We start from the raw sequence: 25559 nt of genomic DNA, 5'->3' as shown, positions 1-25559 counted from the left end.
GTTGGTCTTTTAACAGAGACGCTGTCCTTTAGTTTTGTTTAAGGGAAATCGTATATGTAAAGCATGTAAGAGGATAATATTGCTTGATGCGGTGGGATGGAGAAGCATAATTAGTGGAGTTGGAGTGGTTATTGTAGAAATGAGAGATTAGTTTTAGATGGTGGAGTGGGGGAATCTTGTTTAGATGAAGGTTTGACAATGAAGGGGTCAAGAATGCTCTCACGACATGAGGAGATTTTACTGTACCAGAAATTCTGCTCTAACAGGGTTGCAAGAGAAAAAGTGTATATAAAGGAATAGCGATGGTGCAGAAATATTTTGGTACAGATGGAATTCGGGGAAAAGCCAATGCTTTTCCCATGACACCAGATTTTGCCATGAAAGTGGGAATGGCTGTGGGTGTTTTGTTGCGATCACAACATCAGTTGCGTCGTGTGGTGATTGGTAAAGATACCCGATTATCTGGTTATATGTTGGAAAATGCCTTGGTTTCAGGATTTACAGCTGCAGGGATGGAGGTTTTTTTGTTGGGACCTGTGCCAACTCCTGCTGTTGCTATGCTTTGTCGCTCATTGCGCGCTGATCTTGGGGTAATGATTTCTGCTTCTCATAATCCCTTTTATGATAATGGAATTAAACTTTTTGGTCCTGATGGTTTTAAACTTTCAGATGAGGTCGAGACAAAAATTGAGCAATTGATCGATACAGATCTTTCAAAATCTTTAGCAAGTTGTAGTGAAATTGGCTATGTAAAACGGGTTGAGGGCGATATTTATCGTTATATCGAATATGCTAAACGAACTTTGCCCCGTGATGTTCGTTTGGATGCTTTGCGTATCGTTGTGGATTGTGCCAATGGCGCTGCTTATAAAGCTGCTCCGCTCGCTTTGTGGGAATTGGGAGCTGAGGTTTTTGCTATTAATGATACACCGAATGGTACCAATATTAATCAAAAATGTGGATCAACCGATTTGGCTTCTTTAAAAAAGAAAGTTCATGAAGTACGCGCCGATGTGGGAATTGCTCTTGATGGCGATGGAGATCGTGTTCTTCTTGTTGACGAAAAAGCGCAAACGATTGATGGGGATCAGTTGATTGCTGTCATTGCTGAAAATTGGCATAAAACCGGACGGTTACAGTGTAATGGCGTTGTTACAACTATTATGTCAAATCTTGGGCTTGAGCGCTTCTTGAATAGTAGAGGGGTGGAGCTTATTCGGACAAATGTTGGGGATCGCTACGTGGTCGAAGCTATGCGGCAAAAAGGGTATAATGTTGGTGGGGAAGCTTCTGGGCATATTATATTGAGTGATTTTGGCACAACTGGTGATGGGCTGGTGGCTGCTTTGCAGGTTTTAGCTTGTATGCAAGAAAATCAAAGCCCTATGAGTCAATTGTGTAAGCGATTTGTACCTGTGCCACAAATTTTAAAAAATGTAACGATTAAAAACAAAAATGTCTTGAAAAAGACTCCGGTCAAAACAGCAATAGATCAAGCAATGCAACGTTTGGGAAAAGAAGCACGATTGGTCGTCCGTGCTTCTGGAACTGAACCGGTCATCCGGCTTATGGCTGAAGGCGATGAACATGAAGTTTTGGATGCTGTTGTGACAGAGATGATTGATGTTATTATGCATCATGATGCACTTTCAAAAGTAGCTACTTCTTTTGAGAAATCATGAATGATTTTAGAAGATCTGTGAAACAATTAATTCATATTTTTAGAGATAACCGTGAAAGAGTTTCTTAAATCGAGTTGATTAATTATTTACATGATGACTGAAACTATCAGAGGGAACTTTATAAGGTATTTTGAGGAAAAGTGTCTTTAGGAGCAAGCTCTTCAGGGAGCAGAATTTAGCAAATTTACTGCTTGAAGAGAAGAGTGGAAAGCAGAACCGATAATCAAGGGTGTTTTTATCTTTGGCAAAAATAGGGCTGGTAATCTGCTTTTCTGGAACCAAGCGGTTATCTGGCTTATGGCTGAAGGCGATGAACATGAAGTTTTGGATGCTGTTGTGACAGAGATGATTGATGTTATTATGCATCATGATGCACTTTCAAAAGTAGCTACTTCTTTTGAGAAATCATGAATGATTTTAGAAGATCTGTGAAACAATTAATTCATATTTTTAGAGATAACCGTGAAAGAGTTTCTTAAATCGAGTTGATTAATTATTTACATGATGACTGAAACTATCAGAGGGAACTTTATAAGGTATTTTGAGGAAAAGTGTCTTTAGGAGCAAGCTCTTCAGGGAGCGGAATTTAGCAAATTTACTGCTTGAAGAGAAGAGTGGAAAGCAGAACCGATAATCAAGGGTGTTTTTATCTTTGGCAAAAATAGGGTTGGTAATCTGCTTTTCTGGAACCAAGCGGTTATCTGGCTTATAGCTGAAGGCGATTGAACGAAAAGTTCTGTATGCTGGCGTGACAGAGATGATTGATGTTATTATGCATCATGATGCACTTTCAAAAGTAGCTACTTCTTTTGAGAAATCATAAATGATTTTAGAAGATCTATGAAAAAATTAATTCATATTTTTAGAGATAACCGTGAAAGAGTTTCTTAAATCAAGTTGATTAATTATTTACATGATGACTGAAACTATCAGAGGGAACTTTATAAGGTATTTTGAGGAAAAGTGTCTTTAGGAGCAAGCTCTTCAGGGAGCAGAATTTAGCAAATTTACTGCTTGAAGAGAAGAGTGGAAAGCAGAACCGATAATCAAGGGTGTTTTTATCTTTAGCAAAAATAGGGTTGGTAATCTGCTTTTCTGGAACCAAGCGGTTATCTGGCTTATGGCTGAAGGCGATTGAACGAAAAGTTCTGTATGCTGGCGTGATAGAGATGATTGATGTTATTATCAGGAAATTCTTTTAGATGGGTATTTCTACAGAGTTCGGCTGTTAATACTTGCTATCACTGTTGAAGAAGAGGCAGATGCTTTGGAATATATGATTGCTAAGTTGTATCCTTTTAGAACATCTTTATTATTTTTATCATTATACAATAATAAAAGCAATTTTACTGCGCGTAAAATGCTGAACGTGTTATGCTTTTATTATTCGCTTTTCGGTCATAAAGACTAACTTTTTAGGATTAATCTTTCTACATTACTGAGAGAAGAACAAAAAAGGTGTTTTCTTTCAAGAGAAAGAAAACACCGTGGGGGTTAAAAACACAAAATGACATATCTTAATCTGAAAATCGGTTTTTTTTATCTTTTTTCCACAGAAAAAAGGTTGCAAATCCAAGTATTGGAACACTCCATTTAGCAAAAGGGAGATGTTGCCTTAAAAACCCAATGCTGGAAAGTGTTGCATCTGTCATAAGCTTATGGCGTTGTTCTTCCGATTTCTTTTGTTGATCATAATTTTGGTAAGCTTTGAGAATACGGCTAATCAAAACACCTAAGCCTGCAAGAAAAAGCCAAATGAAAAACATTGTGCTGACTGCTGCGAGAGGCTTCATTACCGAACATAAGGCAATAAAACCGATGATGCATAAAAAAAGCAGTGACATGAACAATGAAATGACGATAAATCCATAGCAAATTGCTTGAAGGCGTACTCGCTTGACAGTGCTTTTCAGCCCTCCACCGACAAGATGATTTAAAAGAGGTGCGATAAGCTTATGCATTATTTAACGACGCAATAATTGAGCAAGAATAAAACCAACACTTGCTGAAAACAGAACGCTTTTGCCAGGATTTTTACGAACACATTGATTCATGGTTTGTTCAAGTTCGCCGATTTTATCTTTTGCTTGAGATAGAATGTCTTCACTGTTTTCCTTGGCAGAGTTATACAGTTTTTCTGCTTTGTTTTTGGCTGCGTTCAATTTGCTTGCTCCAAGATCTGTTAATGTTGAAGTTATTCCTGAAATTTCAGTGTGTAACTTCTCTAAGTGTCCGTGTAGATCTTTTTCTTCTCCCGTTTTATTATTCCCTGTTATTTTATTATTTGCCATGATGCTTTTTCTTTCTCTTGATTCATTATTAGTCAGTATTTGTATGTTCATAGTGATCGTTTTTTTAAGAGTAAAAATTTTCACTGCCTGGATAACGTCAAACGTTTTTTTTAGTTCCATTTCTTTGTTCAATTTAAAAATATTTTTGATACAACGAAGCTTATTTGACTGTAAGATCACTTTAGTTTGTCGATGTGATAATAAAAAATCTATTGAGTATTGGTATCTTTACACTTTATGAAAAAAAATAAATCTATGCTTTCATAAGCTTTATCAGATTTCAATGGTGCTTCTGGTCTTGTATGAGGGCGGTGTGGTATATGGTCTTTTTTCTAGCAGTTATTATCCATCTGTGCGTTTTTCTTTTAGTGTGCAAGCAAATAGTTCCTTCTGATTTTGAGGTAGAAGTGTTAAAGTGAAAATATTCCTTTTCTTTGGTGCAGTTATTTGGATAATATTTGATAAATTATCGTTATAAATCAAACTTGAATGTAATATGCAGTTGTTTGTTAAGTTGTTTTGCCTAATAAACTGTTTTGTCCGATAAAGTTATTTAGATTTGCTAGAGAAAAATTTCTTCAAAGTTCCTCTTGAAAGAGATGTTCTTTGAAATAAAACTATGCTTGATTTATCAAGTTTTATTTTTTAGTGCTAAACAGAGTGATGTTAACAAGGACGTAGCGTTATGGACGAGTGATGCTACGAGAGGGGAATTGATGACACAGCTGTAAATCAAAAAGTGAAAACCACAACCGTGTGAGACAAAAATGGAATCTGAGACAATATCCTTAGAGAATACGTCTGCTGTATTTGCAGCGCATGATCTTTCCCCCTTTTCTATGTTTATGGCGGCTGATTTTGTGGTGAAAACTGTTATTGTTCTTTTATTGCTCGCTTCTCTTGCATCTTGGACAATCGCTTTTGTTAAAATCGTTGAGATCACTGTTGCAAGACGAAGAGTGCGTCGTGAGCTTCAGTTGGTTCTTAATGCTCAGACCCTTACCCGTTTGGCCGCTAGCTTGAAGGAAAGCAAAGGAGCTGGTGTGGATTTTCTTAAGGAAGTTCTTAAAGAGGTGTATCTTTCTACACAACAGATTGATTTTGTTGGTACTGAAGGAATTGGTGGAGCTTCTTATGAAAGAGCGGGTGCAAGACAAGGAATACAAAAAGGAACACATATCATTGCTGATGAAGATCCCCTCTTCTATGAAGAGATCGATCGGGATGGTGAGGTTGCGCACGATATTCGCGATATGAATAAAGGCGTAAAGGAAAGAGTTCATTCTCTTTTATCACGCTGTTTGTTAGCTGCTACGCGGCGTGTTGCATGTGGGAGCGCTGTTCTTGCGACCATTGGTGCTATTGCTCCTTTTGTTGGACTTTTTGCAACCGTTTGGGGAATCATGAATTCTTTTGTCGGTATTGCTAAAACTCAGACAACGCGGCTTGATGTGGTTGCTCCTGGAATTGCCGAAGCCTTGCTTGCAACGGCTATCGGGCTTTTTGTGGCTATTCCTGCTGTTGTTATGTATAATACCTTGATGCGCGCTTTGAATGGTTATCGCAACGATTTAGGTGATATTGCTGCTGCAATTGAAAGACTCTTGAGTCGTGAGCTCGATAAACACAGACAACGAAAAGTCAAAAAAAATGAAAACAGACTTTAATGATGATTGGGAACTTGATGAGAGTGGGTTGCACAATGAGATTAATGTTACCCCTTTTATTGATGTTGTACTGGTATTGCTTATTGTTTTTATGGTTGCTGCACCTTTGGCAACATCTGTTATTCCGGTTCAACTTCCTTCCATAAGTCAAGCATCTTCTGTGGTACAAGCTGATGAGCCTCTTTATGTGACTTTGCAAAAAGATCATTCTCTTTATGTCGGTGATCATCTTGTTAACAAAACAACCTTTGTGGAATCTTTGTTGAAGGGAACAAACCAAAATCTAGAAACAAAGATTTTGATTAAAGCCGATAGTGAAATCAATTATGGGGCTGTGATGGACTTGCTCAATCAAATACGAGTTGCTGGATATACCAAAATTGGTCTTATAGGGTTGCAAAAATCGTCCGATATCGCGGGAAGAGGTGCAACAAGTGATGCAGGTGCTCCGGGGGCGGCAAGATTGAACGTTACAGGTGATGCAGCTGCAACGGTGGCAAGCGAACAGTAAACGCCAATATTCTGTAATAGGAACAGTTTCTCTTCTAGAATAGTAGGCTATCAATATAAGGTTTTGCTTAAATCTATTCTGTTGATCTAAACCCTCCTGTCTTTCCGGTTTTCTCATCTCTTTGGACACTTTCTTGTTGATCCACTTCAATGGCGCGAACATTAACTTGAACAACCGGTGCGATCACCGTTTGTGCGATGCGCATACCCCGCTCAATGGAAAAGTCTTCTTGTCCACAATTGATAAGAAGAACTTTAACTTCACTATCGGCTATCACTATCAATTGTTCCAGGTGTGTTTAAGCATGTGATCCCGTGTTTTAAGGCTAAACCTGAACGTGGGCGTATTTGTGCTTCATAACCAGGCAAGAGGTGAAAGATGAGGCCTGTTGGAATAAGTGCGCGTTGTCTGGGTGCAAGGACAATAGTTCTCTTTTACGCAATGTGCTGTTTAGTCGTGTCCTGTTGATCTAAACCCTCCTGTCTTTCCGGTTTTCTCATCTCTTTGGACACTTTCTTGTTGATCCACTTCAATGGCGCGAACATTAACTTGAACAACCGGTGCGATCACCGTTTGTGCGATGCGCATACCCCGCTCAATGGAAAAGTCTTCTTGTCCACAATTGATAAGAAGAACTTTAACTTCACTATCGGCTATCACTATCAATTGTTCCAGGTGTGTTTAAGCATGTGATCCCGTGTTTTAAGGCTAAACCTGAACGTGGGCGTATTTGTGCTTCATAACCAGGCAAGAGGTGAAAGAAAGATGAGGCCTGTTGGAATAAGTGCGCGTTGTCTGGGTGCAAGGACAATAGTTCTCTTTTACGCAATGTGCTGTTTAGTCGTGTCCTGTTGATCCAAATCCTCCTGTCCCTCGGGTTTTCTCATCTCTTTGGACACTTTCTTGTTGATCCACTTCAATGGCGCGAACATTAACTTGAACAACCGGTGCGATCACCGTTTGTGCGATGCGCATACCCCGCTCAATGGAAAAGTCTTCTTGTCCACAATTGATAAGAAGAACTTTAACTTCACCACGATAATCACTATCAATTGTTCCAGGTGTGTTTAAGCATGTGATCCCGTGTTTTAAGGCTAAACCTGAACGTGGGCGTATTTGTGCTTCATAACCAGGCAAGAGGTGAAAGAAAGATGAGGCCTGTTGGAATAAGTGCGCGTTGTCTGGGTGCAAGGACAATAGTTCTCTTTTACGCAATGTGCTGTTTAGTCGTGTCCTGTTGATCCAAATCCTCCTGTCCCTCGGGTTTTCTCATCTCTTTGGACACTTTCTTGTTGATCCACTTCAATGGCGCGAACATTAACTTGAACAACCGGTGCGATCACCGTTTGTGCGATGCGCATACCCCGCTCAATGGAAAAGTCTTCTTGTCCACAATTGATAAGAAGAACTTTAACTTCACCACGATAATCACTATCAATTGTTCCAGGTGTGTTTAAGCATGTGATCCCGTGTTTTAAGGCTAAACCTGAACGTGGGCGTATTTGTGCTTCATAACCAGGCAAGAGGTGAAAGATGAGGCCTGTTGGAATAAGTGCGCGTTGTCCGGGTGCAAGGATAACCGTTTCTTCTTCACCAAGCGCTGCTCGTAGATCAAGACCAGCAGAACCAGCTGTCGCATAGTGTGGAAGCTCTAAGCCTTGTCCATGTTTAAGGCGCTGAATTGACAATGTCACTGGCTGTAATGGGTGAGAAGAAATAGAGTTTTTGGGGGTGTTTAAGTGCGCATTAGCTTGAGTGTGGGGCATGATCAAGGCATTTCCAAAGTATGAGGCAGGTTTAAAATAATAAAACGAATATTACTTTAGCAAAAGCTTCCTGTAAAACAAGCTGATAAAAATCCATGGATGGAAGTTGTCCCCAATGCTGATTGGTCGAACACTGGTTTCAGATATTACTTATAAGAATATCTGTGGCTAAAACAAAAATCTTTCCAATGATAATTTGTCAAAAAGAAGAATAATATAAGTCTATTTTTGAATCACGATAATAAAAAATTTGTAAGTAAAGCCCCAGTGTTTGATTGTTGCGTGTTTGTTTCAGATAGTGCCAATAAAAATACCCGTAGCAAAAACAAGAGCTCCACCAATGATAACTTGTAAAGATGCACGCCAAAAAGGGGTCGACATGAATTTATTTTGAATCCACACGATGGCCCACAGTTCGAAGAAAACGATAATAGATGCAATAACTGTTGCGATATAAAAGGAATTGATCAAATAGGGAAGTGTGTGCCCTAATCCTCCTAGTGTTGTCATGATACCATTGGCAAGGCCTCTTTTAAGTGGAGAACCACGGCCTGATAATTTCCCGTCATCATGGGCTGCTTCTGTGAAACCCATAGAAAGACCTGCTCCAACCGAAGCAGAGAGCCCTATCAAAAAGGTTTGGTGGGTATCACCTGTTGCAAAAGCTGCTGCAAAAATTGGTGCAAGGGTGGACACAGAGCCATCCATTAAGCCTGCAAGACCAGGTTGAATCCATGTTAAAAGCAACTCTTTGTTCGTTTTTGTTGGCTTTTTTGTGGTTTGCTTTGGCGTTTTGGTTCGTGAAGGGGCATAATGACTCTTATTGGTTGCAAAAGAAGGCCGATAATACAATGCGTTTACAGTTTTTGCATGACTTTGATAAAAAAGACAAAGAAGTCGTTTATAATTTTCAAGCTCTTGGTGGCCCATTGCTGTAAAAAATGCAGCTTCCTTAGAGGAATAAGGCTTTAAACTTTTTGCGTATCTTAAATAAAGAGCTGCATGCTGTTCTTTTAATTTTAGAGCACGGTTTATTATTTTTCTTATTGAATAAGAAGGAAAAAAAAGCTTTTGCCAAAATGAAAAGAAAGTTTTTAACATTGTTATCTACTCATGTTTTTAGAATAATTCTAAGATATAAGATAAAAAAAGTGAAAGTCAATCCAAAATTATAACGCCAAAAGGCTTTATGGTGACTAAGACATGTGGATGGTTAGAAACAACTTATTGTGCGTAAACAAGTGTGGGAATACGCAGAATTATAGTCCGTAAGACTATGCATTCCTATCCAAAAAGGGAAAAACTAACAATTCTAACATGTTTTCTGGAGAGGTTTTAGAAAGCTTTTTTCTCTCTCAATTATTGCAGAATGTTTCGAAAATCCCAGTCTTTAACGCAAAAGCTCCTGCTTTGTTTCAATGGTTCACAATTTTTAAAAGGAAAATGTCTTTTTTTTAAAGAAAAAAGTCTTTTTAAGAGGGAAAAGCCTTTTTAAGAGGGAAAAGTTGGCTCACATAGAGCATTATAACAAAATAACGCTCTTCCTCCCCTCGCGGGGAGGAAGGGCGGTCTCCCCTCGCGGGGAGACATTGATTGCCTTCCCTCGCGGGAAGGCAAACCAGCCACACCACTTGATCATCCCTTCGAAGGGATAGAAATCGTGGAGTTCTAAACTGTAAGTAAATTATTCATATACACATTTTGATATAAAGTCAATGGCCTAAATGTGAAAAATGCTTTGATATAGTATAATAGTTACATTCTCTTTAGGTAATCTTGGAATGTCATGTGAGGTATTTAAGCAGTTTAGCGAGACTTTGGGGATATAATTACAGATAATCCATGTTTTTTGATATTTTATAGGAGAGGGGATTATGTAAAGAACTGGATTATTGTGTTGTGAGTCCCTCGTAAAAAGTAAAACCGCAATATTACCATCTAGCTTTATATTTTGAGAGATTTCCAAAATAGGTCGTTTTTTCAAAATTTGAACCGGATTGCTTCATGGGGAAATCGCATAGGAAATCTTGTTTCATGCATAAAGCACAATTTACAATCAGCTTTATGCAAGGTGATTTTTTGTGATGTGCGTTTCGATCTTTTCTTCCCGTATCATTTTTTGTTACCTGTTATGCTCCAACATATCACGTCATTCTTCATTTCAGGAAGGCAACCGGATTGAAAGAGAAAGCGGAGCATTTTTATTTTTGGGTAGAAACCATTTGTGTTTATCGGGCCTCTATATCCTACACTATTTTGAAGCAGTTTTGGGTAAAAATATTGCAAATAAATAAACCAGGTTGAAACGGTAGAATATGCGCGCTTTTTTATTTTTTTCGTTTCATTCCAGGGCAATCTACATGTGTGAAAAAATTATAGTGATGCTGATAAAAAATGAGCAGGAGAGTGAGAATTAAGTATGGTAAAAGTTGGCTAAGTACAGTGGGGCTGGTAAGCATTGGTGGGGTCTCGTTTCTACTGCTTTTCCGCTATAATTGGGGGGCGCCCTGAAAGAAGCCCTTTTGAAGCAATATAGAGGCTGCTAAACATGTAAAATAAACTGGCAACCATATTCCAACCAGCAAATGAGAGAAAAAGAAACCGTTTTGGTGCTTCAGAGCAAGAAGGAGGATGGATGTTGTTTAAGTGGTTAAACAGTTGGTTGACATCTGTTATCATCCTTCCTGCATTTGAACCACAACTGGGAGGAGCAGGCCAAAAGCCATATTCAATACCTGTATGATAAATTGCTAAGACAAAGCTGATAGTCATTAAAACAAAAACACAAAAAAATAAAAGTTGTATCCCAGAAGACATGCGAAAAAAACATGCTCCTAAACCTGCTAAAATTAAAAATGGTATAGCACCATAATACGGAAAACGCTCAATGAGGCATAAATCGCAAGGAATATACCCTCCAATATGTTCAAAACCAAGTGCAAGACCTATTGTGCCAGATAGACAAAAGGTTAGAAAAAAAGCCCATAAGCTTTGTTCTTTTCTACTGGGTTGAAGATAAAGATGCTTGTTTAAAATAGGCTGAAAAGACAAAATGCATGTCATTGTGCATGTTCCTTAAAACAAAAGGTACTTGTTTAGCAAAGCTATGAAAGCACCATAAACTAGTAAGAGACTAACACAACCAAACAAGACTATCCATTTTAAATGGTGGACAAGAAAATTTATTGCTTTATGCCCGAAATGTTGAATCAGCCATGCAAAAAGGTAAAAACGCATCCCTCGTGCAAAAATGCAGGTTATCGTAAAGAGTCCGAGATGTACGCCCATAACACCTGCCAAAATCGTTACAATCTTGATAGGTGGTAGGTGTAAAAAGCCTGAAGTGATTAGTAAAACGACAAGAAATTGCAATGTTGCTCGGTTTTTTAGCGCTTGAAAACTTTCAATTTTACCATAAAATTCTAAAATCGGTTTGGCCAGTGTGTCATAGGCAAAATGTCCAATAAACCAACCGGCAATACCACCTAAAACAGAACATACAGTTGCAATGAAAGCATAACAATAAGCCCGCTTGGGATGAACAAGGGACATCGGAATATACAGAACATCTGCCGGAATTGGAAAAACAGAACTTTCAATAAAAGCAATGACCCCAAGCCAATGTGGCGCTGTACGCCGATTTGCTAAAGAAATAGTCCAAAGCTTTAACTTGTTCAATATCATGACGTCTCTTGTAAGTCTAAGAGGTAAAAACTTTGCAAATTATTCACCAGAAATTCGATGGAACAAAGAATCCAAAAATTCTATAGAAAAATATATTGTACTGTTGATAAGGTAAAAATAATTTGGATTCTTAAAAACAAAAAAATCTGCTGTTGACGAATCTATTCTCTTTATATACTGCAGTGAAATAAGGGACAAGCCTGTTCTCTATAACAACATGCGGGTGTGGTGGAACTGGTAGACGCGCCAGACTCAAAATCTGGTTCCGAGAGGAGTGTCGGTTCGAGTCCGACCACCCGCACCACTTTGAGAATTTTTTTTATTTACAGTAAGTTATTTGTAATGCTAATAACATTCTCCTTTAAAACAAGGTTATATTCGTAAAATTAAATACAGTGTCGGTTCTGTCTTTTCAATTTTTTTGTATTAACTAAAATATTTTTTGTATTAACTAAAATATAAGAAAACAATAATCATTGAAACACATTGGATATGTTCGTAAATGTGCTTTGTGGCGTTAAAATATCTGTTCAACAACATCAAAACAACCACAATTAATCACTCACATACTCTGCGTGTATTGTTGGCGTAAAGAGGTGTAAAGTAAAGTTGAATAGAATATTTAAAGCAGGTCTTAGCCAGTGTTTTGGGGAGAGGGTTATATCAGTAATCAGCAAAAGCTTGAAGGTAACGGGGCTATGCTTCTTTCAAAAACAGAACGTTATTGTATTGCAAATTGATGCCTTTGCTTAAAGAAACATTTATTAATATTCTCAAGCTCATTTTATGACACTGTCCGTGATGGTATGATCTAAAATTCATTGGGAATTACCATCTTTAACGCTTGTGAAGGTGCAAATTGGTTTTGTCATTAATTTAATATTTACCAGCTCTCAATGTTACACCGCTCTTGTCTTGAGACAGTTCATAAGAGGCATTTTATTCCTATCTTAAATAATTTTTGTCTAATCCTCATCATATCTGTGTTGTGCGGAAATGGTTTTAATTGATTCAATATATGAGAGATTGAAATGAGAAAATCTTATGAGAGCTAATCGATAAATTATCATTATAGATCAATATGTTAATCTTTAGAGATACCAATTTTATTATTGTTTTGTGAAAAAAATCTTCGTTTTTGGGAGTGAAGGGAAGGGAAAATCTTAAAATTAAATAATCTGCCGTCTTGTGTAAGGCTGATATTATATTATCAGGTGAAGCTGGAATGTGTGCAAAATTGCATCACGCTTTCTTTTGGAAACAATCAGAGCAAAATAATACATGAAACTTTGTAATTTTGCTTATTATTCTTACAGTTTTTGCTCAGGCTTACCAAAGTGGAAGGTAAAAAAGAGTATCTTCTATCGTTTGCAATTGCCGAAACTCTTCTTGCTCACCCAATAGAGATTGGGGTTCCAAAAGTTTATATGCAAGAGATTTTAAAAAAGGGAATATTATCAATGAATTACATTAATACAAAACATATTGATAAAAATTTTAAATGGCATAGTGTTTATTTCTATCATACTATCGTACAAATGTGCATGTAAACTCGATTTGTTGGTCTCTTTGCATGCTCTGAGGGATGGTGTTTAACAGCCCAACGGATGAAAAATAATCCCCTATTTTTGGCAGGTTTTTTAACAATTTAAAATTTATAAATTACAACAATGTGGAAATTATTAGTTTTGTAAATAATTGCAAGCTATCCCTCACAAAATTCTTTTTGCTAAAAGCCAAATAGCAATGTTCTGTGTGCAGAATAACACTATTAATTATTGCAAAGTTAATTCTCCCATCAAATTATAACTGATCATTGTTTGTTTCATCTAACATATTGGTTGAAGCAAATATAAATTGATCTTCCGGTAATTTTACAAAATTCATATGATATATGCATCTTTGCATAGGCTATATAGATTACATCTTTGCATAGGCTATATATAGATTGCATCTTTGCATGGGCTGTATATTGCATCTTTGCATAGATTATACGCTTCAGTGATATACGGTATAATACGATCAGAAGTAAAACCAATACGTACTCGTGTACACCAGCTCATTTTTTCTTTCAAAGTGATGCTTTTCACAACAATATCACTAATATTGACTATCGTTTCATCTGGAGCTGTAAATTTATAACTGGAATTCAGCTTTTTTAGTACGACGTTAATAGAATTTATGGCACATCATCTCGAGTTCTTTTTCTGTTATTCATTCTTGTGTTTTTTTAGACTACGTTCATATCAACACCGAAATAAGGTTGTTTTCCAGATTAATATTAAAATCCATATTAAAAGGCCTTCTACAAACTTTGATGATTGAGATAATAAATTTTTATCATTCAAGCTCATGTTTCAGTAGTTACATCTTTAGAAGAATTTAAGGTGTCTTTATTAAAAAAAACTACCAATTTATCCTACAAGATAAAAGCTAATCTAGGACAAAGGGTAGGCATAATAATGGATGAAAGACTTGATTTTGTTTCTAGAAGAGTTACGGTACCGGTTGCTTGCACTATAGTAGTATCATTAAAGTGATAACAAACATCGCAATGAAATATTTCTATTCATCATATACTCTCTTTCCCCTTAGTTTCTTTTAAATAGGCGATGCATTATATACTTTTTAATTAGAAGTCTATGACTATGGAGGGTATAAAACACTATGCAAGTTTTATGGTTGTAAACAATTAAAAAAGTTTTCCAAGCTTATTATATAGTGCAATTGGTTACAATAAGTGTGGTATGCTTCTCAAGCATTTTTCTTGATATCTTGCTTAATGTGTTTCTTGTTTTAAAGAACGCTCTTTACCATATTTTGAATAAGTCTTTAATTCTTTGAAAACCACTGTTTTAAATGTGCATAGATATTATCTATCGCTTCTATGAAGCGGGCAAAATCGAGGATAAGCAAAAAGATAAAAAAGGCTATCCACTTCATAAAACGAGACATCATTTTCATAGTTTGGTAGGTAATGATCATTTCCTGAAGCATCTCTTTTTCTGCTTCTGTAAGTTCTGTGTATTTTTCAGTTTTTCTTCTGGCCATGTTTCCACCCACATAAGCGTTCACCCTGCTTGTTATGCTTTAGAATCTCTCTTGCTAAGTTTGAACTGATGGCGTTTAAATCTTGTCGACTTAAGTAAATTGGTAACCAACCAACACAAGAAGAAGCATATTTATGGATCCCGCAACCAGTCAGAGAGAGCAGTACGCACATCAGCATCACTTTTTTGATTAATTTCATTTTCCACTTCCAGTCGTGTTTTTGCTGCTTTTAAAGTATTTTCTGTTTGTTTTTGCTGTTCCACCTTCTTTCCAAAGGTAAAGGCTCTAGCTAAAGTAATAAAAAAAGCAGCTAAAACTGCACCTGTTAGTATCAGATTTTTTTTCATCCATAAGATCATAGGCGGTGCTCCTGAAAGCGTTTAGCAACAAAGAAAATACCAGCACATGCGGCTAAAATCATAATGGTTGCCAAAGCCCATTGGATGGGACCATTGCCTGCCAAAAAACCACCAAGTCCCGAAAAAGATCCAATGATTGGTGCAAGGGCTTCTGCCTTAAAAAGTCCCGTTGGTGCTTGCGTTTCCACTGTTTGATAGTTGGAGGAAACAAACGCACCTTTCGCCCACAATCCTGCTTCTGCTACACGCCGGTGCACAAGACCTTGCAAACGTTTACCACCGGCTTTGGTCCATTTTTGTAATTCGGATGGTATTGCTTCATATTCACCGTTATTGAGTTTCTTTAATAGGGTTGAGTTGCAAAAAGCTGTTGTTCCTACATTATAACAAAAAGAAACTAATGCCGCGAATTGTTCATCTGTTAAGGGAACTTGAACCGCTTGTTCTACAGCATTTTCAAATTGTCTTAAATCTTGGCAAAGCAGTTCTTCTGCTTGTTTTTCAGTGATTGTCATGCCTTTATGAACAAAAGGTTTTCCGGCACTGTTTGTATGTCCGTAACCTATTGTCCACACACCAATGGCATCTTTATAGGCATTCAAACGCAAACCTTCCCATTGTTTGATAAGTGCTAGCCCTTCTGATGATATTTTTCGCATATGCTTCTCCATTAAAAAAAAGCCCCACTAGTGGGGCAGATTGACATATTAAAAATGAACTTCTTTCCTGGTTTTCAAAAACGAGTGAGAGGTGAAACTTTGATCAAACTGTGAGACTGGTTGTATGTAGAACGGTTTCGGTGGTGAATAGTCCAGTTCTGGTGGTGTGTGGTGATAGCGTTTTAACAGCACCTGTAAAGTTAGAATTGTTGAGTGGGATTAATGCATAAGAATTTTCTTTTTGATGAAAAAATGATATCCTGGAAAAACTCTATGGAAAGGGCTTTTAAAAACATATGCTACCCTTCCTTATGCTTTTGAGAAAGTGTTGTTTTCTCTGTTCAGCTAAATATGTGGTTATTGCTAAAAATCCTTAAAATTTTTGATTTGCTTTTAAATAAGATGCGTTTGTTTTTGAGATAACAATTGAGTTTTTTCTTAATAGACAAGCTGTTTATGCTGTTTGCATCTTACAAATCGAATTACGAAGTGAATTTGCTATCATAAATCAACTTGTCATCTTTCCTAGACCTAAATGCAGTGCTTAATTTTCAAAACATATTGGCAAAAACATTAACAAATCATCATAATGTAAGTATGGATTTATATTCAGAAATCCTTTTCCTATGGGACGAAACAGAGACAGTTTTGTCGTTTATTTTAACTAAGTTTTTATCAAATCTCTCGATAATAGTTTCATCTTTTTTATTAACTTTTTCGTTTATAGCTTCCAGATTTGTTTTTATATATTCTTCAAGACGTGTTCTGCTTTGTGCGTGTTTGTAAAAAGTAACAGGAAGATACTTATCTAATTTCTCAGAAGATAACGGGGTGTCTGGTTCGCATAACACACCATTAATATTATCTTTGTGCATTCTTTCTAATTTATTCGATTCACGATAAAGCTTTTTGGCGAGAGCTAAACTAAATATCCCGCATTCAGAGGAGCTTCGTTGAATATCTAATTCTACCATGGAAAAATGACAATTAGGCAATTGGCAATCTTTAATGGCTTGTTTTGTACTCAATTCTAACAGGGCTGCAAACATATTGCTGAATGTTGTAGGTTCATATAATATCATGGATGTCTTGTTATCGATCGTTTGATGATCAATGACCGCAAAATGGATTCTGCTACTTCCTGAGTTTATTATGTATCTGGAAGATTTAATCCCGGCATCGATAGTTTCTTTTATTGAGCGAGAAAGATCTTCAGGTGTTAGAGCAAGTTTAAGATTCATTTCTGGATATTTACAATTGGCGTGGTCTACCAAAGCTGGCATCATTCTAAGGTCTATATCTGCATAATAAGCATTAATCCAATGACCACTGGTGATGTCATTTTCTAAGTCTGTAATAATGCCTTTTAATTTCTCTTGGCTGAATGGGGCCTTTTCTTTTTGGATGCCGCTCTTCTCTAATCGTGCAAGAGGACTTTCTAATGACTCATTTTTACTATCACTTTCTTGTGTTAGTGATGAATTTTGGGCGTCGTTTTGTGAAGCTTGTGGTTTCATAAATGAATCTCCGTGTTGAAAATCGGCATTCATTATTTTTTTCAATTTTGGCTAAATAGTGTTTTATATTGATTTCTTTTTACCTTAAAAAGCAAAGTTATAAGATCATTCTTTAAGTTTTAGAAATTTTCGTAAAAAAGTTTTCTAAACTAAAATTTTAATCTTCTAGTATTTAAAATATGGGTGTCTTCTGCATCTTAAAAAATTATGGAAAGTAAGGCGTGTATTTGTAACGTCATCGTGGTATTTTAAAATAAAAGCTTTTTGCATTATTTACACTTGTTATGCTTTTATACTGCGTTTGATAATCACATTTTTTCATGTTAGTTTCTTCTGCCTTAAAGATCTAAAATTCCTAATTTCTAAAAACCTAACCTAATTTTCTTGTTTTGTTCGATTTTTTGATAACTTGTATAATTTAGTTCATAGATATACTAGGCAAGTATTTTCCTTATATCTCCTTCAAGCTTCTACTTCATGATGGGAGTAGCACAGGTGAATAGAGCAATTATGGTTATTGCTGATGGTTTAACGCTAAAGATATATTACATTTTTAACAGGTCAGATTAATATTCCAACGGTAAATGCTTTTTATGTGAAAGAAAGCTGAAATGAGACACAGAGAACATTGTATTTTTATAATCTTTTATCATTCTCGGAGAGTGTAATATTTATAATTCTATAAACGAACAATACTGAGATATAGATACAAAAAAACCTCTCCCGCACCCGTCATTAAATAGGATTTTTCACACACTGTCAACATAAAAGTGTAACTTAGTGTTTTTTTAAAGTGGATTTGCTGATCGTGCAGGAAATTCTGCTGTTTCAGTTGAGAAGTTTTTTTAATGCAGAAAAACGATTTTTTTCTTTTGGAAAACAAAAGTGTGATTTTTCCAAGATGAAACTTTGAAGTTAGGCTTGTTGATAACGGGGTTTTGTAAAGGCTGGCATAGTAGATGGTTGGTTGCTAGGTTGATTGATGTGGCTGGATGCCAATGTAGAACTTTTGCTCTATAAAATCTCTACACAAAACAGCGTTGAGTGACATGCTCAAAATTAATGCCCTTTGTGGGAAGAAGAAAAATATATTTTTGCCAAGGTAAAACCTTGAGGCTGAGTAAAACCTTGAGGCTGATTTGGCAGAAAGCATTTAGGTGAGAAGATGTTGGTGGGGCAGTTTTGTTATCTTTAGCACTATAGCGTTTATTTTTTGCACTAAATTTTCAGGGTGTCGCTGTATGAACAATAGAGTGTAATGCTATCTAGATATAGAATCATAATACAGAAATATTTCCGCATCTGTGCTTACATTGGAGGATCATTCTTTCGTTGAACCTTCAAAATGTTTACGAAGCGCATTCAGAATAATACGTAATGAACAGACAAGATAGGGAAGCGATTGATCTTCTACAACAAGATATTGTAACGCGGCATGAAAGTTATGTTGGCGATGCAGATGTTGTGCTTCCTTAATCACTTCTTTCATATCCTCATAATGATTGGTTGCTTTTTGAAGCCATTGTTTTTGTGCTTTTTCATCTGATGCGTGCATAAAATCATCATAATAGCCGTTTGGCAAACCTTTGGCACATAAATAGTCGTTTCTGATTTGCAAATATCGTTGCGCAGTATCATATTGCTCTTTACTGATGCTCAATGCATCTTGCTTATATCCAAGTAAACAAAGACGCCCAATATAGGAACTCGAAAGTGGATTTTTTGCTTCTTCTATAGTTAAGCCAAAGTGTTTAGCACGCATTTCAATTGTATGTTGAAAAGGCCCTATCCGTGGGTTTTTGGCACGTGAAATACGGCCATTTGGTTCTCTTAGTTTCCCTGTTATTCTAGGTCTACCGCGTTTTTTACGTGTTGTCATGAATTTACCATTTGCATTTAAAAGAAACTGTTTGTTTAAGAAGAATAGTGGGGCAAAAAGCTTTTGAGTAAATGCTGTAATTGGGAATGCATAAGGAATGATGGTTACTGATAAAAAACAACCATTGTGAAATTGACTTTTTACCTCAAATAAGTGCAACGTTTTTTATGGATGGCAAAATAATCTCTGTTGCAAGTTGTTCACCACCATTTTTCTTTCCTTTGATAGTTCCCGTTTACCTGCTACAGAATTTTGAACCTGTGTTAAGAGATTGAAAAGTAATTTTTAGCAAATATGAATCCAAAAATATATTGAAGACTATTATAGAAAGGATCCCATTATGGGGGCAGGGCGTTGTGTGTTTCGATGCGGTGGTTTATTGATCTTTCTGCTCGAGAAGGTTTTGCAGAAATTTTTAAGCTTTACTTGCGAAGCTATTGTTTTGTTATAGGCTACAGAATCAAAAAGCTTTATGTGCATCATGTTGTTAAGCATATTTTTATCCTTTTTCGAGGAAATTTTATCTTGTATTGAACAAAATACATCTGTATAAGTAAAATTTGTTCATCATTATTGTATCATAAAATGGCTTTTATTTTCAAATAAATATTGATAATACTCTAATAGTGCAGTCTTAATGAAAAGACTATTTGACACTCCTGCTTTCTTGTTTGTCCATCTTTTATTATATCCTCTGTAGGGGATAAACGAATTTTAACTTCTCTATCTTTTTTGTCTATAAAAAATTGTTTTTATCATAAGACTATTCTGAAATTATGGGACATAATTCTATTTTTTTGTTGCTCCTGCTTTCGTATCTCTTGTTTTTCTTATTGAAAGAAGCTGTTTTTTTTTAACATGATTATTGGCTTGTAAATAATGTGTGTTGTTTTGTTTAAAACACGCTACGTTATCTTTAGAAGAAATCTTGAAAGGGCGATTTCAATTTTCTTTGAGACTGATATACAGGCTTTAATGCATAAAATGATCAGATTTCTTCAAATGTGTGTTGGTTGATCAAGATGCAAAAATGTCGTGTTGTTCGGACTGTTTTTTTTTGGTTTTTCAACATTTATCCATTCTGTAGTAATGTAAGGCTTTTTCTCATACATGGCGTTACATGGGGATACAGTGGTGGGAGGAAACAGTGATTGGTGTTGAGGGGGAAAACAGTAAGGTTGCTCTAAGTAGATGCTTCAGGGGAGGTAGCTGGTAAAAATTTTGAAGTAAAGTAATATCATTGTCAATAAAAAGAAAAACAAAACTCCATCTTTTTTAGAGACTTTTTCAATATTTAACTTTTTAATATATAACAATAATTGTAATTCACTTTAAAGAATATTATACATTTCCATTATATTTTTTATATAAAAAGTATTTATATAAAAATATAAGTAATAGATTACAAAAATACAATTTGTTTATGCAATGAATTTCCATTTTTATTATAAATTTTAAATTTATCTTTATTATTGATGGATAAATATTTTTATTGGTAACTGTAATACATTATATGTTATATTATTAAAATAATAAAATTATTTATTATTTTAATTGGTAGTATTATTATGAATAATGTTCGATGTATAGTTATTAACTATAATAATATATTATTGATATTCTAAATATAATATAATTTTTATTGCATTTTTTATGAAAAAAATAATATTTTTATTTTTTTTTAATATTATTTATTTTTTTTGATAAATATCAAAATGTATTATATAAAAACTTAATTTAAATAAATATAGTAAAAATGCAACAGTCATAAAAAAGAATAAAATTTGCCCATAAATTGACAAAATTTACTCTTATTTGCCTTAATTAATTCTTTTGAACCCTATTTTATAAAAGAGGATTTGAAGATTTTAGTACGTAGACTCATATGATGGGTGACAAAATAGCTGCTGGCAAATTTCTGTTTTGTGCCATGGAGAGGTTTATAAGGGCGGAATACTTATAACAACTAAACACATCTTATGAGAAGTGAGATGCATTCTATGTGAGTTAGGGTGCATCTTGTAAATAGGGTGCTTCCTATGAGGGCTGGAATACACCCTATAAGGGGCGGGGTGCATCTTATGAGGGTTAGGGTGCATCCTGTGAGGGCTGGGGTGCATCCTGTGAGGGTTGGATGCACCCTATGAGATTGGGGTGCATCTTGTACGGGTTTTGGTGCATCCTAAGGCGGGGTGCATCCTGTGAGAGTTGGGGATGCACCCTATGAGATTGGGGTGCATCTTGTACGGGTTTTGGTGCATCCTAAGGCGGGGTGCATCCTGTGAGAGTTGGGGATGCACCCTATGGGATTGGGGTGCATTTTGTGAGGATTTTAATGCACCCTAAGGCGGGGTGCATCCTGTGAGGGTTGGATGCACCTCGTAAGAATTGGATATTTGTGTGAGATAATAGAAATAGTCAAGAAAATATATTTTTTTTGTATTTTATACTGATTGATTGTTACATTTTCTATGGATACTTATTTTGTACTTCAAGATTTGAGATAATTATGTGATAGTTTAGAAAATCAGTATAATAGAAAAAAGGCTGAAAAATCTGTCGTAATTTGGATGATTTTGGTGCTACTGTTTTGTTTTTTGATTTTATTTTGTTCTCAACTTCGGTAGTAATATATTTCATTCAAAATATATTCCTTATGAATAGTATTTTAGGGTGTTCTGGGCAACATGCCTATCATTATAAAAAATACTTTTACTCTTTACAAAAATTGTTCTTTGCCGAAAATGGAATTTCGATGAGAAGAATAAGTCTGAAAATCTGCTTATGCATGATGAAAATAGTCAAAATAATATCATGTTATTTGATAAATAAAGATCTGAACAATTAAAGGACATTGGATAAAGATCTGAACAAATTGCAAATTTTTATAAAAGTGGACTTACTCTAATCAAGAGTATTTTAATAAAGAGTATTTTCTGGGAAGTGATTACTGAGAGGGTAGATGTCGGTGTGAGGGTTTCAGTGAGATGGCTTTTGATGAGAGGGATATGGAGCGATAAAACACTCTGCACAAAATAGAGCTATATGATATGTTCAAATTCACTTTCATTTCTTTTTAAGAAAATAAATGTGGTTTTGTAAGGAGGCGCTCACAGGATTTGTTGCTGGGGTTGTTGTTGGTAGAATGATTCTTTTTACAAATTTTTATAAAAGTGGACTTACTCTAATCAAGAGTATTTTCTCTCTAATAAAGAGTATTTTCTGGGAAGTGGTTACTGATAGGGTAGATGTCGGTGTGAGGGTTTCAGTGAGATGGCTTTTGATGAGAGGGATATGGAGCGATAAAACACTCTGCACAAAATAGAGCTATATGATATGTTCAAATTCACTTTCATTTCTTTTTAAGAAAATAAATGTGGTTTTGTAAGGAAGAGCTCACAAGATTTGTTGCTGGGGTTGTTATTGGTAGAATGATTCTCTATGAGGTGGCTATGGATAATATTGCCGATGCAGCTGATTTCCAGTGTTTTTGCTGTTCTTTAGATTTGTTTCATGGATATTACACTGTTTTCTGTTGACGATATTTGTGTTGTTCAATGTTTGGGCCGTATGATTGGTTGTGTGATGTTTTAAATATTGTTTGGAGTGAGAGATTATTCAGAAATCTTGCGATTTGTATATCCCCAATGAAATGCTAACAAGTCTAAACAATCTCTTAAGTGATCAGCAAGGGAGTTTTGTTTGCGTTTTGAGGAATTTAACTCTTTGATCGTTTGACCATAACAAACAACCTTTTCCACAAGCGAATAACCAAGAATACCAAGATGGACCTTGATCGTTTTTAAATGATTGGATGCTTCTATTTGACGTTCAATGGGATGTATATAACCTGGGCTGCATTCAACTTTTTCACGTGTGTAGTCAGGACTCATGTGAAGGTCTGCTTGGCTTTGACGCCAATAAACATAAAAACGTTCAGCTGCTTTATATTGTGTTTTACTGATATGGCCTTTCGCGTATAAAAGCGCAATGGGGCGGTTTTGTGCATTGGCGATGGCTTTAATAGTGCGCGGATTGCTAGAGCTTTCTGGATGAGACGATTGAAAATAAGGATTGTTCGTTTCAATGGATATTTCTTGTGTTTTTAAATGGCCAATGTGCGGTTGTTCTTTACCGTGACGAGAGAAAAGAGAAGAGCGGCTATCTCTTTTTTGTTCATCTTTATTTTCTCTTTTAGTTTGATGATTCATATCATCTCCTCAAAAATTGTTAGTTTGCTTCTATGTTAAAAAATTGGATGTTATTAATGTGTGCTTGTTGAGGAAGCGTGTTATTTTAGTGTTGCATGAATTTGATTCTCGAAAAAGACGGAGAGGTGTTGGCGTTTTTGTAGGGATTTGCTCTTAATGGGATGGGTTATTTTGGTGTTGCACGGTTTGGTTATCGAAGAGAGGGCGGGTTTTAATGGGGCGTTCAAGATAACGACGTGGGGTTAAAGGGCGTTCAGAAGAACAGCGATAGCGATAAGTTTGGGGGTCAAACCAAAGTCCTATTTTGCCTTCAAAATCACCTGAGCGCTGTTTGGCTATATTCATAATTACGCCTGGGCGTTTGGTTAAATCTGCCTTTTCTTCTTGCAGCGATGCGGCACAAATTTTGTCCTCTAGTGACCGATTGCGCCAAATGGTGATGATATTAAAGGCATTGGCGCCAATTTCTGAGGCTCCTTTAATATCTTCAGTTCCAGGGATATCTTTATCCAAACCACCTTTGCGTGCATGGGCAACAAGATGAATGTGCACACTGTTTAAAACAGCCCAATCAACCATTTTATAAACTGCTTGTTCTTGCCCTGCATAATCATCGGAAGCAATGCCTAGACGCATGAGACTGTCTATGATAAATTGATCACAACCATAACGTGCACGACAATAGTCAAATACATCTAGCAATGTTTCGACATTCGATTTGCCAACGTGCTCATAAAGAATAAGTCCGTCGTCTAAAAAATGCAGAATCCTTTCAATCATCTCTTTTGTTGGTTGTTCTAAGCCTCCCGTTTGTTTTGTTAAGCGGCGTAAGGATTGTTCTCCTTTCATTTCTAGGGAAGCTAGGCAAAGACGACTTTTTTGCGAAATCCAATGGGGAATACAGTCTGATAATAATTGGCTTTTCCCAGCTCCACTCGCACCGCTCCACAGCGTTAATTCCGCTGGCCGAAAATATAATTTGCCGTTGAGTTTAGGGTAGGGAACTGTATAGCCAAGGTGCTGTTCAGGTTCTGGCCAAAAAAGTCCTATTACTTGATCTTTATAGTCTGAGGCACGTCGTAAGCCTTCTGGTGCAAAGCTTTTTGCTGACGAAAAGGCTGCTTTTATAGTCTCTGCATCAATACCAGCGGTTAAACAGTCATTTGCATCTTTTCGGGGTAAGTAAACCCGGTAGCAGCGGTGGCGGCCAAGTCTGCTGGCGATTTCGTGTGCTGCTTCTTCCCCCGGTTTGTCCATATCGGTGGCTAAAAAAATGGTTTCAAAAGATTCTAAGTGGTCAAATTCATTTTCAATCCAGTTGTGTTTTCCCCCAACACCTCCTCCAAACGGTAGAGATACCGCTGGATATCCATAGGCGGCTAAGGAAAGTGCATCAATTTCTCCTTCGGTAATAACAATGGTTCGATTGGTTGAAGAAAAAGCCTGGTTTATGGAGAAGGGGGCATGGTTTGTGGTAGATGGTGTGTTTTGTATATTTGCTTGCAAGCTTTCGGGGGGGGCCGTGTTTTCTGGTATGGCAGGAAAGTTTTTAGCTTTGCTGCACGTTTGGGGGGGATGTTGGATAGGCGAGGATGGAAGATTTGTGGAATAAATAGCTTGCCAACCAAACAAAATCGGTTCGCATTGTGCCGCTGTTGGTTTTGTTTTTGCTTTCGCTTTCGCTAGCCGTTCTTTTACCAAGGCAAGAGTACCATCGGGTTTATAAAAAGGAAAAATGATCTTTTCGCCTGCTTCTCTTATGTGGTAGCGCTTTAAAATCTCAAGGGGAATGCAGCGTTCTTTGTTTAAGTATGTTTTTACTAAATTTTGTGGTGTACCACCTGTGGGAATTGATGGACGACGATAGGAACGCTGGGGAGCCATAAAGGGTTTTGGGCGCGTAATATTGAGAATCGCTCGGGCTTCTTCTAATGCTTGAGAGAGGCTACACCCTTTGACTTCACACCAAAGATCTAAAATGTCCCCTCCTTTGCCTTCTGCAAAATCATACCAAAGTCCTGCTTTACTGCCGCTCAAACACACTGATAAACTATGGCCAGCTTCCCCACGTGTGTTGCCTACAATCCAATCATTGCCTCGTCTGTATCCCTTTGGAAGAAGCATTTCTGCGATAGCGCTTGCTTGAAACGAAAGCTTTTGTTTAATATCGAAAATCGTGTTCATGTTCGTATCTGTGGTTGTTGATAAAGTTCTAGTAAAGGGCATCATTTTTGCTGTTAGGCGGTGATGGGCGATCGGGAGAGGAAAAATGGTAAGTCTTT

The 25559-nt window shown here is 36.6% G+C and carries 19 protein-coding genes, 1 tRNA gene and 2 pseudogenes; 5 read left to right on the top strand and 17 right to left on the bottom strand.

The features are described from left to right. Positions 1-302: 302 nt before the first annotated feature. Positions 303-1682 (top strand): phosphoglucosamine mutase, encoded by a 1380-nt coding sequence (glmM, locus tag HWV54_RS03080; protein ID WP_176953557.1) that lies wholly within the window; start codon positions 303-305, stop codon positions 1680-1682. Between the two features lie 1517 nt (positions 1683-3199). On the opposite strand, the gene HWV54_RS03075 is transcribed toward glmM, so the two are convergent. Together HWV54_RS03075 and HWV54_RS03070 are read right to left on the bottom strand one after the other, a co-directional pair. Further along, positions 3200-3643, bottom strand: a complete 444-nt coding sequence (locus tag HWV54_RS03075; protein ID WP_005866840.1) for a hypothetical protein — start codon at positions 3641-3643, stop codon at positions 3200-3202. Positions 3644-3646: 3 nt separating this feature from the next. Further along, positions 3647-3973, bottom strand: coding sequence for an ElaB/YgaM/YqjD family protein (locus HWV54_RS03070; RefSeq protein WP_005866842.1), 327 nt, complete (start codon positions 3971-3973; stop codon positions 3647-3649). Between the two features lie 767 nt (positions 3974-4740). Here HWV54_RS03070 and HWV54_RS03065 point away from each other — a divergent pair. Beyond that, positions 4741-5640, top strand: coding sequence for a MotA/TolQ/ExbB proton channel family protein (locus HWV54_RS03065; RefSeq protein ID WP_005866844.1), 900 nt, complete (start codon positions 4741-4743; stop codon positions 5638-5640). Continuing rightward, complete coding sequence (locus HWV54_RS03060; protein WP_005866846.1) at positions 5624-6151, top strand: biopolymer transporter ExbD; 528 nt, start codon at positions 5624-5626, stop codon at positions 6149-6151. Before HWV54_RS03065 ends, HWV54_RS03060 begins: the two co-directional genes overlap by 17 nt. Positions 6152-6224: 73 nt before the next feature. On the opposite strand, the pseudogene dut (HWV54_RS03055) reads toward HWV54_RS03060, so the two are convergent. From dut (HWV54_RS03055) to HWV54_RS03025, 7 genes and pseudogenes are all read right to left on the bottom strand, one after another. Beyond that, positions 6225-6585, bottom strand: a pseudogene (dut, locus tag HWV54_RS03055) (dUTP diphosphatase); the annotation flags it as partial. Between the two features lie 16 nt (positions 6586-6601). After that, positions 6602-6972 (bottom strand): annotated as a pseudogene (gene dut, locus HWV54_RS03050) (dUTP diphosphatase); the annotation flags it as partial. A gap of 16 nt (positions 6973-6988) precedes the next feature. Next, complete coding sequence (dut, locus tag HWV54_RS03045; RefSeq protein WP_246271238.1) at positions 6989-7348, bottom strand: dUTP diphosphatase; 360 nt, start codon at positions 7346-7348, stop codon at positions 6989-6991. Positions 7349-7374: 26 nt separating this feature from the next. Continuing rightward, positions 7375-7917, bottom strand: a complete 543-nt coding sequence (gene dut, locus HWV54_RS03040; RefSeq protein WP_176953556.1) for a dUTP diphosphatase — start codon at positions 7915-7917, stop codon at positions 7375-7377. 291 nt (positions 7918-8208) lie between these two features. Next, the gene (locus tag HWV54_RS03035; protein WP_005866852.1) at positions 8209-9018 is read right to left on the bottom strand and encodes a VIT1/CCC1 transporter family protein; all 810 of its coding nucleotides are present in this window, start codon (positions 9016-9018) and stop codon (positions 8209-8211) included. Positions 9019-10392: 1374 nt separating this feature from the next. Continuing rightward, positions 10393-10980 carry a disulfide bond formation protein B gene (locus tag HWV54_RS03030; RefSeq protein WP_005866854.1) on the bottom strand — a complete coding sequence of 196 codons (588 nt, stop codon included), beginning with the start codon at positions 10978-10980 and terminating at the stop codon, positions 10393-10395. A 12-nt stretch (positions 10981-10992) separates the two neighbouring features. Then, positions 10993-11601, bottom strand: a complete 609-nt coding sequence (locus HWV54_RS03025; protein ID WP_005866857.1) for a YqaA family protein — start codon at positions 11599-11601, stop codon at positions 10993-10995. 219 nt (positions 11602-11820) lie between these two features. Between HWV54_RS03025 and HWV54_RS03020 the strand changes: the two genes are divergently transcribed. Both HWV54_RS03020 and HWV54_RS03015 read left to right on the top strand, forming a co-directional pair. After that, positions 11821-11905, top strand: a tRNA-Leu gene (locus tag HWV54_RS03020). Between the two features lie 1033 nt (positions 11906-12938). Further along, on the top strand, positions 12939-13151 hold the full coding sequence (locus HWV54_RS03015; RefSeq protein WP_005866859.1) for a hypothetical protein: 213 nt from the start codon (positions 12939-12941) through the stop codon (positions 13149-13151). A gap of 1282 nt (positions 13152-14433) precedes the next feature. On the opposite strand, the gene HWV54_RS03010 is transcribed toward HWV54_RS03015, so the two are convergent. The 8 genes from HWV54_RS03010 to HWV54_RS02980 form a co-directional block, all read right to left on the bottom strand. Next, positions 14434-14652, bottom strand: a complete 219-nt coding sequence (locus HWV54_RS03010) for a hypothetical protein (RefSeq protein ID WP_005866861.1) — start codon at positions 14650-14652, stop codon at positions 14434-14436. Further along, positions 14633-14851: a hypothetical protein gene (locus HWV54_RS07005; RefSeq protein WP_040296419.1), complete on the bottom strand. Its 219-nt coding sequence runs from the start codon at positions 14849-14851 to the stop codon at positions 14633-14635. Before HWV54_RS07005 ends, HWV54_RS03010 begins: the two co-directional genes overlap by 20 nt. Then, on the bottom strand, positions 14784-15011 hold the full coding sequence (locus HWV54_RS03005) for a hypothetical protein (RefSeq protein ID WP_005866862.1): 228 nt from the start codon (positions 15009-15011) through the stop codon (positions 14784-14786). Before HWV54_RS03005 ends, HWV54_RS07005 begins: the two co-directional genes overlap by 68 nt. Continuing rightward, the gene (locus HWV54_RS03000; RefSeq protein ID WP_005866864.1) at positions 15008-15670 is read right to left on the bottom strand and encodes a lysozyme; all 663 of its coding nucleotides are present in this window, start codon (positions 15668-15670) and stop codon (positions 15008-15010) included. The genes HWV54_RS03005 and HWV54_RS03000 overlap by 4 nt, the downstream gene beginning before the upstream one ends. A 584-nt stretch (positions 15671-16254) precedes the next feature. After that, a complete protein-coding gene (locus HWV54_RS02995) occupies positions 16255-17187 on the bottom strand; it encodes a YopJ/AvrA family T3SS effector serine/threonine acetyltransferase (RefSeq protein WP_005866866.1) in 933 nt (310 codons plus the stop codon). A gap of 1321 nt (positions 17188-18508) precedes the next feature. Then, the gene (locus HWV54_RS02990; RefSeq protein WP_005866868.1) at positions 18509-19066 is read right to left on the bottom strand and encodes a hypothetical protein; all 558 of its coding nucleotides are present in this window, start codon (positions 19064-19066) and stop codon (positions 18509-18511) included. Between the two features lie 3614 nt (positions 19067-22680). Then, complete coding sequence (locus tag HWV54_RS02985) at positions 22681-23277, bottom strand: hypothetical protein (RefSeq protein WP_005866870.1); 597 nt, start codon at positions 23275-23277, stop codon at positions 22681-22683. A 153-nt stretch (positions 23278-23430) separates the two neighbouring features. Then, complete coding sequence (locus tag HWV54_RS02980; RefSeq protein WP_005866871.1) at positions 23431-25461, bottom strand: bifunctional DNA primase/helicase; 2031 nt, start codon at positions 25459-25461, stop codon at positions 23431-23433. Positions 25462-25559 lie beyond the last annotated feature (98 nt).

The organism is Bartonella alsatica (assembly GCF_013388295.1).
Taxonomy (GTDB): domain Bacteria; phylum Pseudomonadota; class Alphaproteobacteria; order Rhizobiales; family Rhizobiaceae; genus Bartonella; species Bartonella alsatica.
This window is presented reverse-complemented; position numbering and strand designations above follow the sequence as displayed.

Coding starts and splice junctions, on each gene's coding strand:
- glmM (WP_176953557.1), top strand. CDS start 303: ATGGTGCAGAAATATTTTGGTACAGATGGAATTCGGGGAAAAGCCAAT.
- HWV54_RS03075 (WP_005866840.1), bottom strand. CDS start 3,643: ATGCATAAGCTTATCGCACCTCTTTTAAATCATCTTGTCGGTGGAGGG.
- HWV54_RS03070 (WP_005866842.1), bottom strand. CDS start 3,973: ATGGCAAATAATAAAATAACAGGGAATAATAAAACGGGAGAAGAAAAA.
- HWV54_RS03065 (WP_005866844.1), top strand. CDS start 4,741: ATGGAATCTGAGACAATATCCTTAGAGAATACGTCTGCTGTATTTGCA.
- HWV54_RS03060 (WP_005866846.1), top strand. CDS start 5,624: ATGAAAACAGACTTTAATGATGATTGGGAACTTGATGAGAGTGGGTTG.
- dut (WP_176953556.1), bottom strand. CDS start 7,917: ATGCCCCACACTCAAGCTAATGCGCACTTAAACACCCCCAAAAACTCT.
- HWV54_RS03035 (WP_005866852.1), bottom strand. CDS start 9,018: ATGTTAAAAACTTTCTTTTCATTTTGGCAAAAGCTTTTTTTTCCTTCT.
- HWV54_RS03030 (WP_005866854.1), bottom strand. CDS start 10,980: ATGACATGCATTTTGTCTTTTCAGCCTATTTTAAACAAGCATCTTTAT.
- HWV54_RS03025 (WP_005866857.1), bottom strand. CDS start 11,601: ATGATATTGAACAAGTTAAAGCTTTGGACTATTTCTTTAGCAAATCGG.
- HWV54_RS03010 (WP_005866861.1), bottom strand. CDS start 14,652: ATGGCCAGAAGAAAAACTGAAAAATACACAGAACTTACAGAAGCAGAA.
- HWV54_RS07005 (WP_040296419.1), bottom strand. CDS start 14,851: ATGAAATTAATCAAAAAAGTGATGCTGATGTGCGTACTGCTCTCTCTG.
- HWV54_RS03005 (WP_005866862.1), bottom strand. CDS start 15,011: ATGATCTTATGGATGAAAAAAAATCTGATACTAACAGGTGCAGTTTTA.
- HWV54_RS03000 (WP_005866864.1), bottom strand. CDS start 15,670: ATGCGAAAAATATCATCAGAAGGGCTAGCACTTATCAAACAATGGGAA.
- HWV54_RS02995 (WP_005866866.1), bottom strand. CDS start 17,187: ATGAAACCACAAGCTTCACAAAACGACGCCCAAAATTCATCACTAACA.
- HWV54_RS02990 (WP_005866868.1), bottom strand. CDS start 19,066: ATGACAACACGTAAAAAACGCGGTAGACCTAGAATAACAGGGAAACTA.
- HWV54_RS02985 (WP_005866870.1), bottom strand. CDS start 23,277: ATGAATCATCAAACTAAAAGAGAAAATAAAGATGAACAAAAAAGAGAT.
- HWV54_RS02980 (WP_005866871.1), bottom strand. CDS start 25,461: ATGAACACGATTTTCGATATTAAACAAAAGCTTTCGTTTCAAGCAAGC.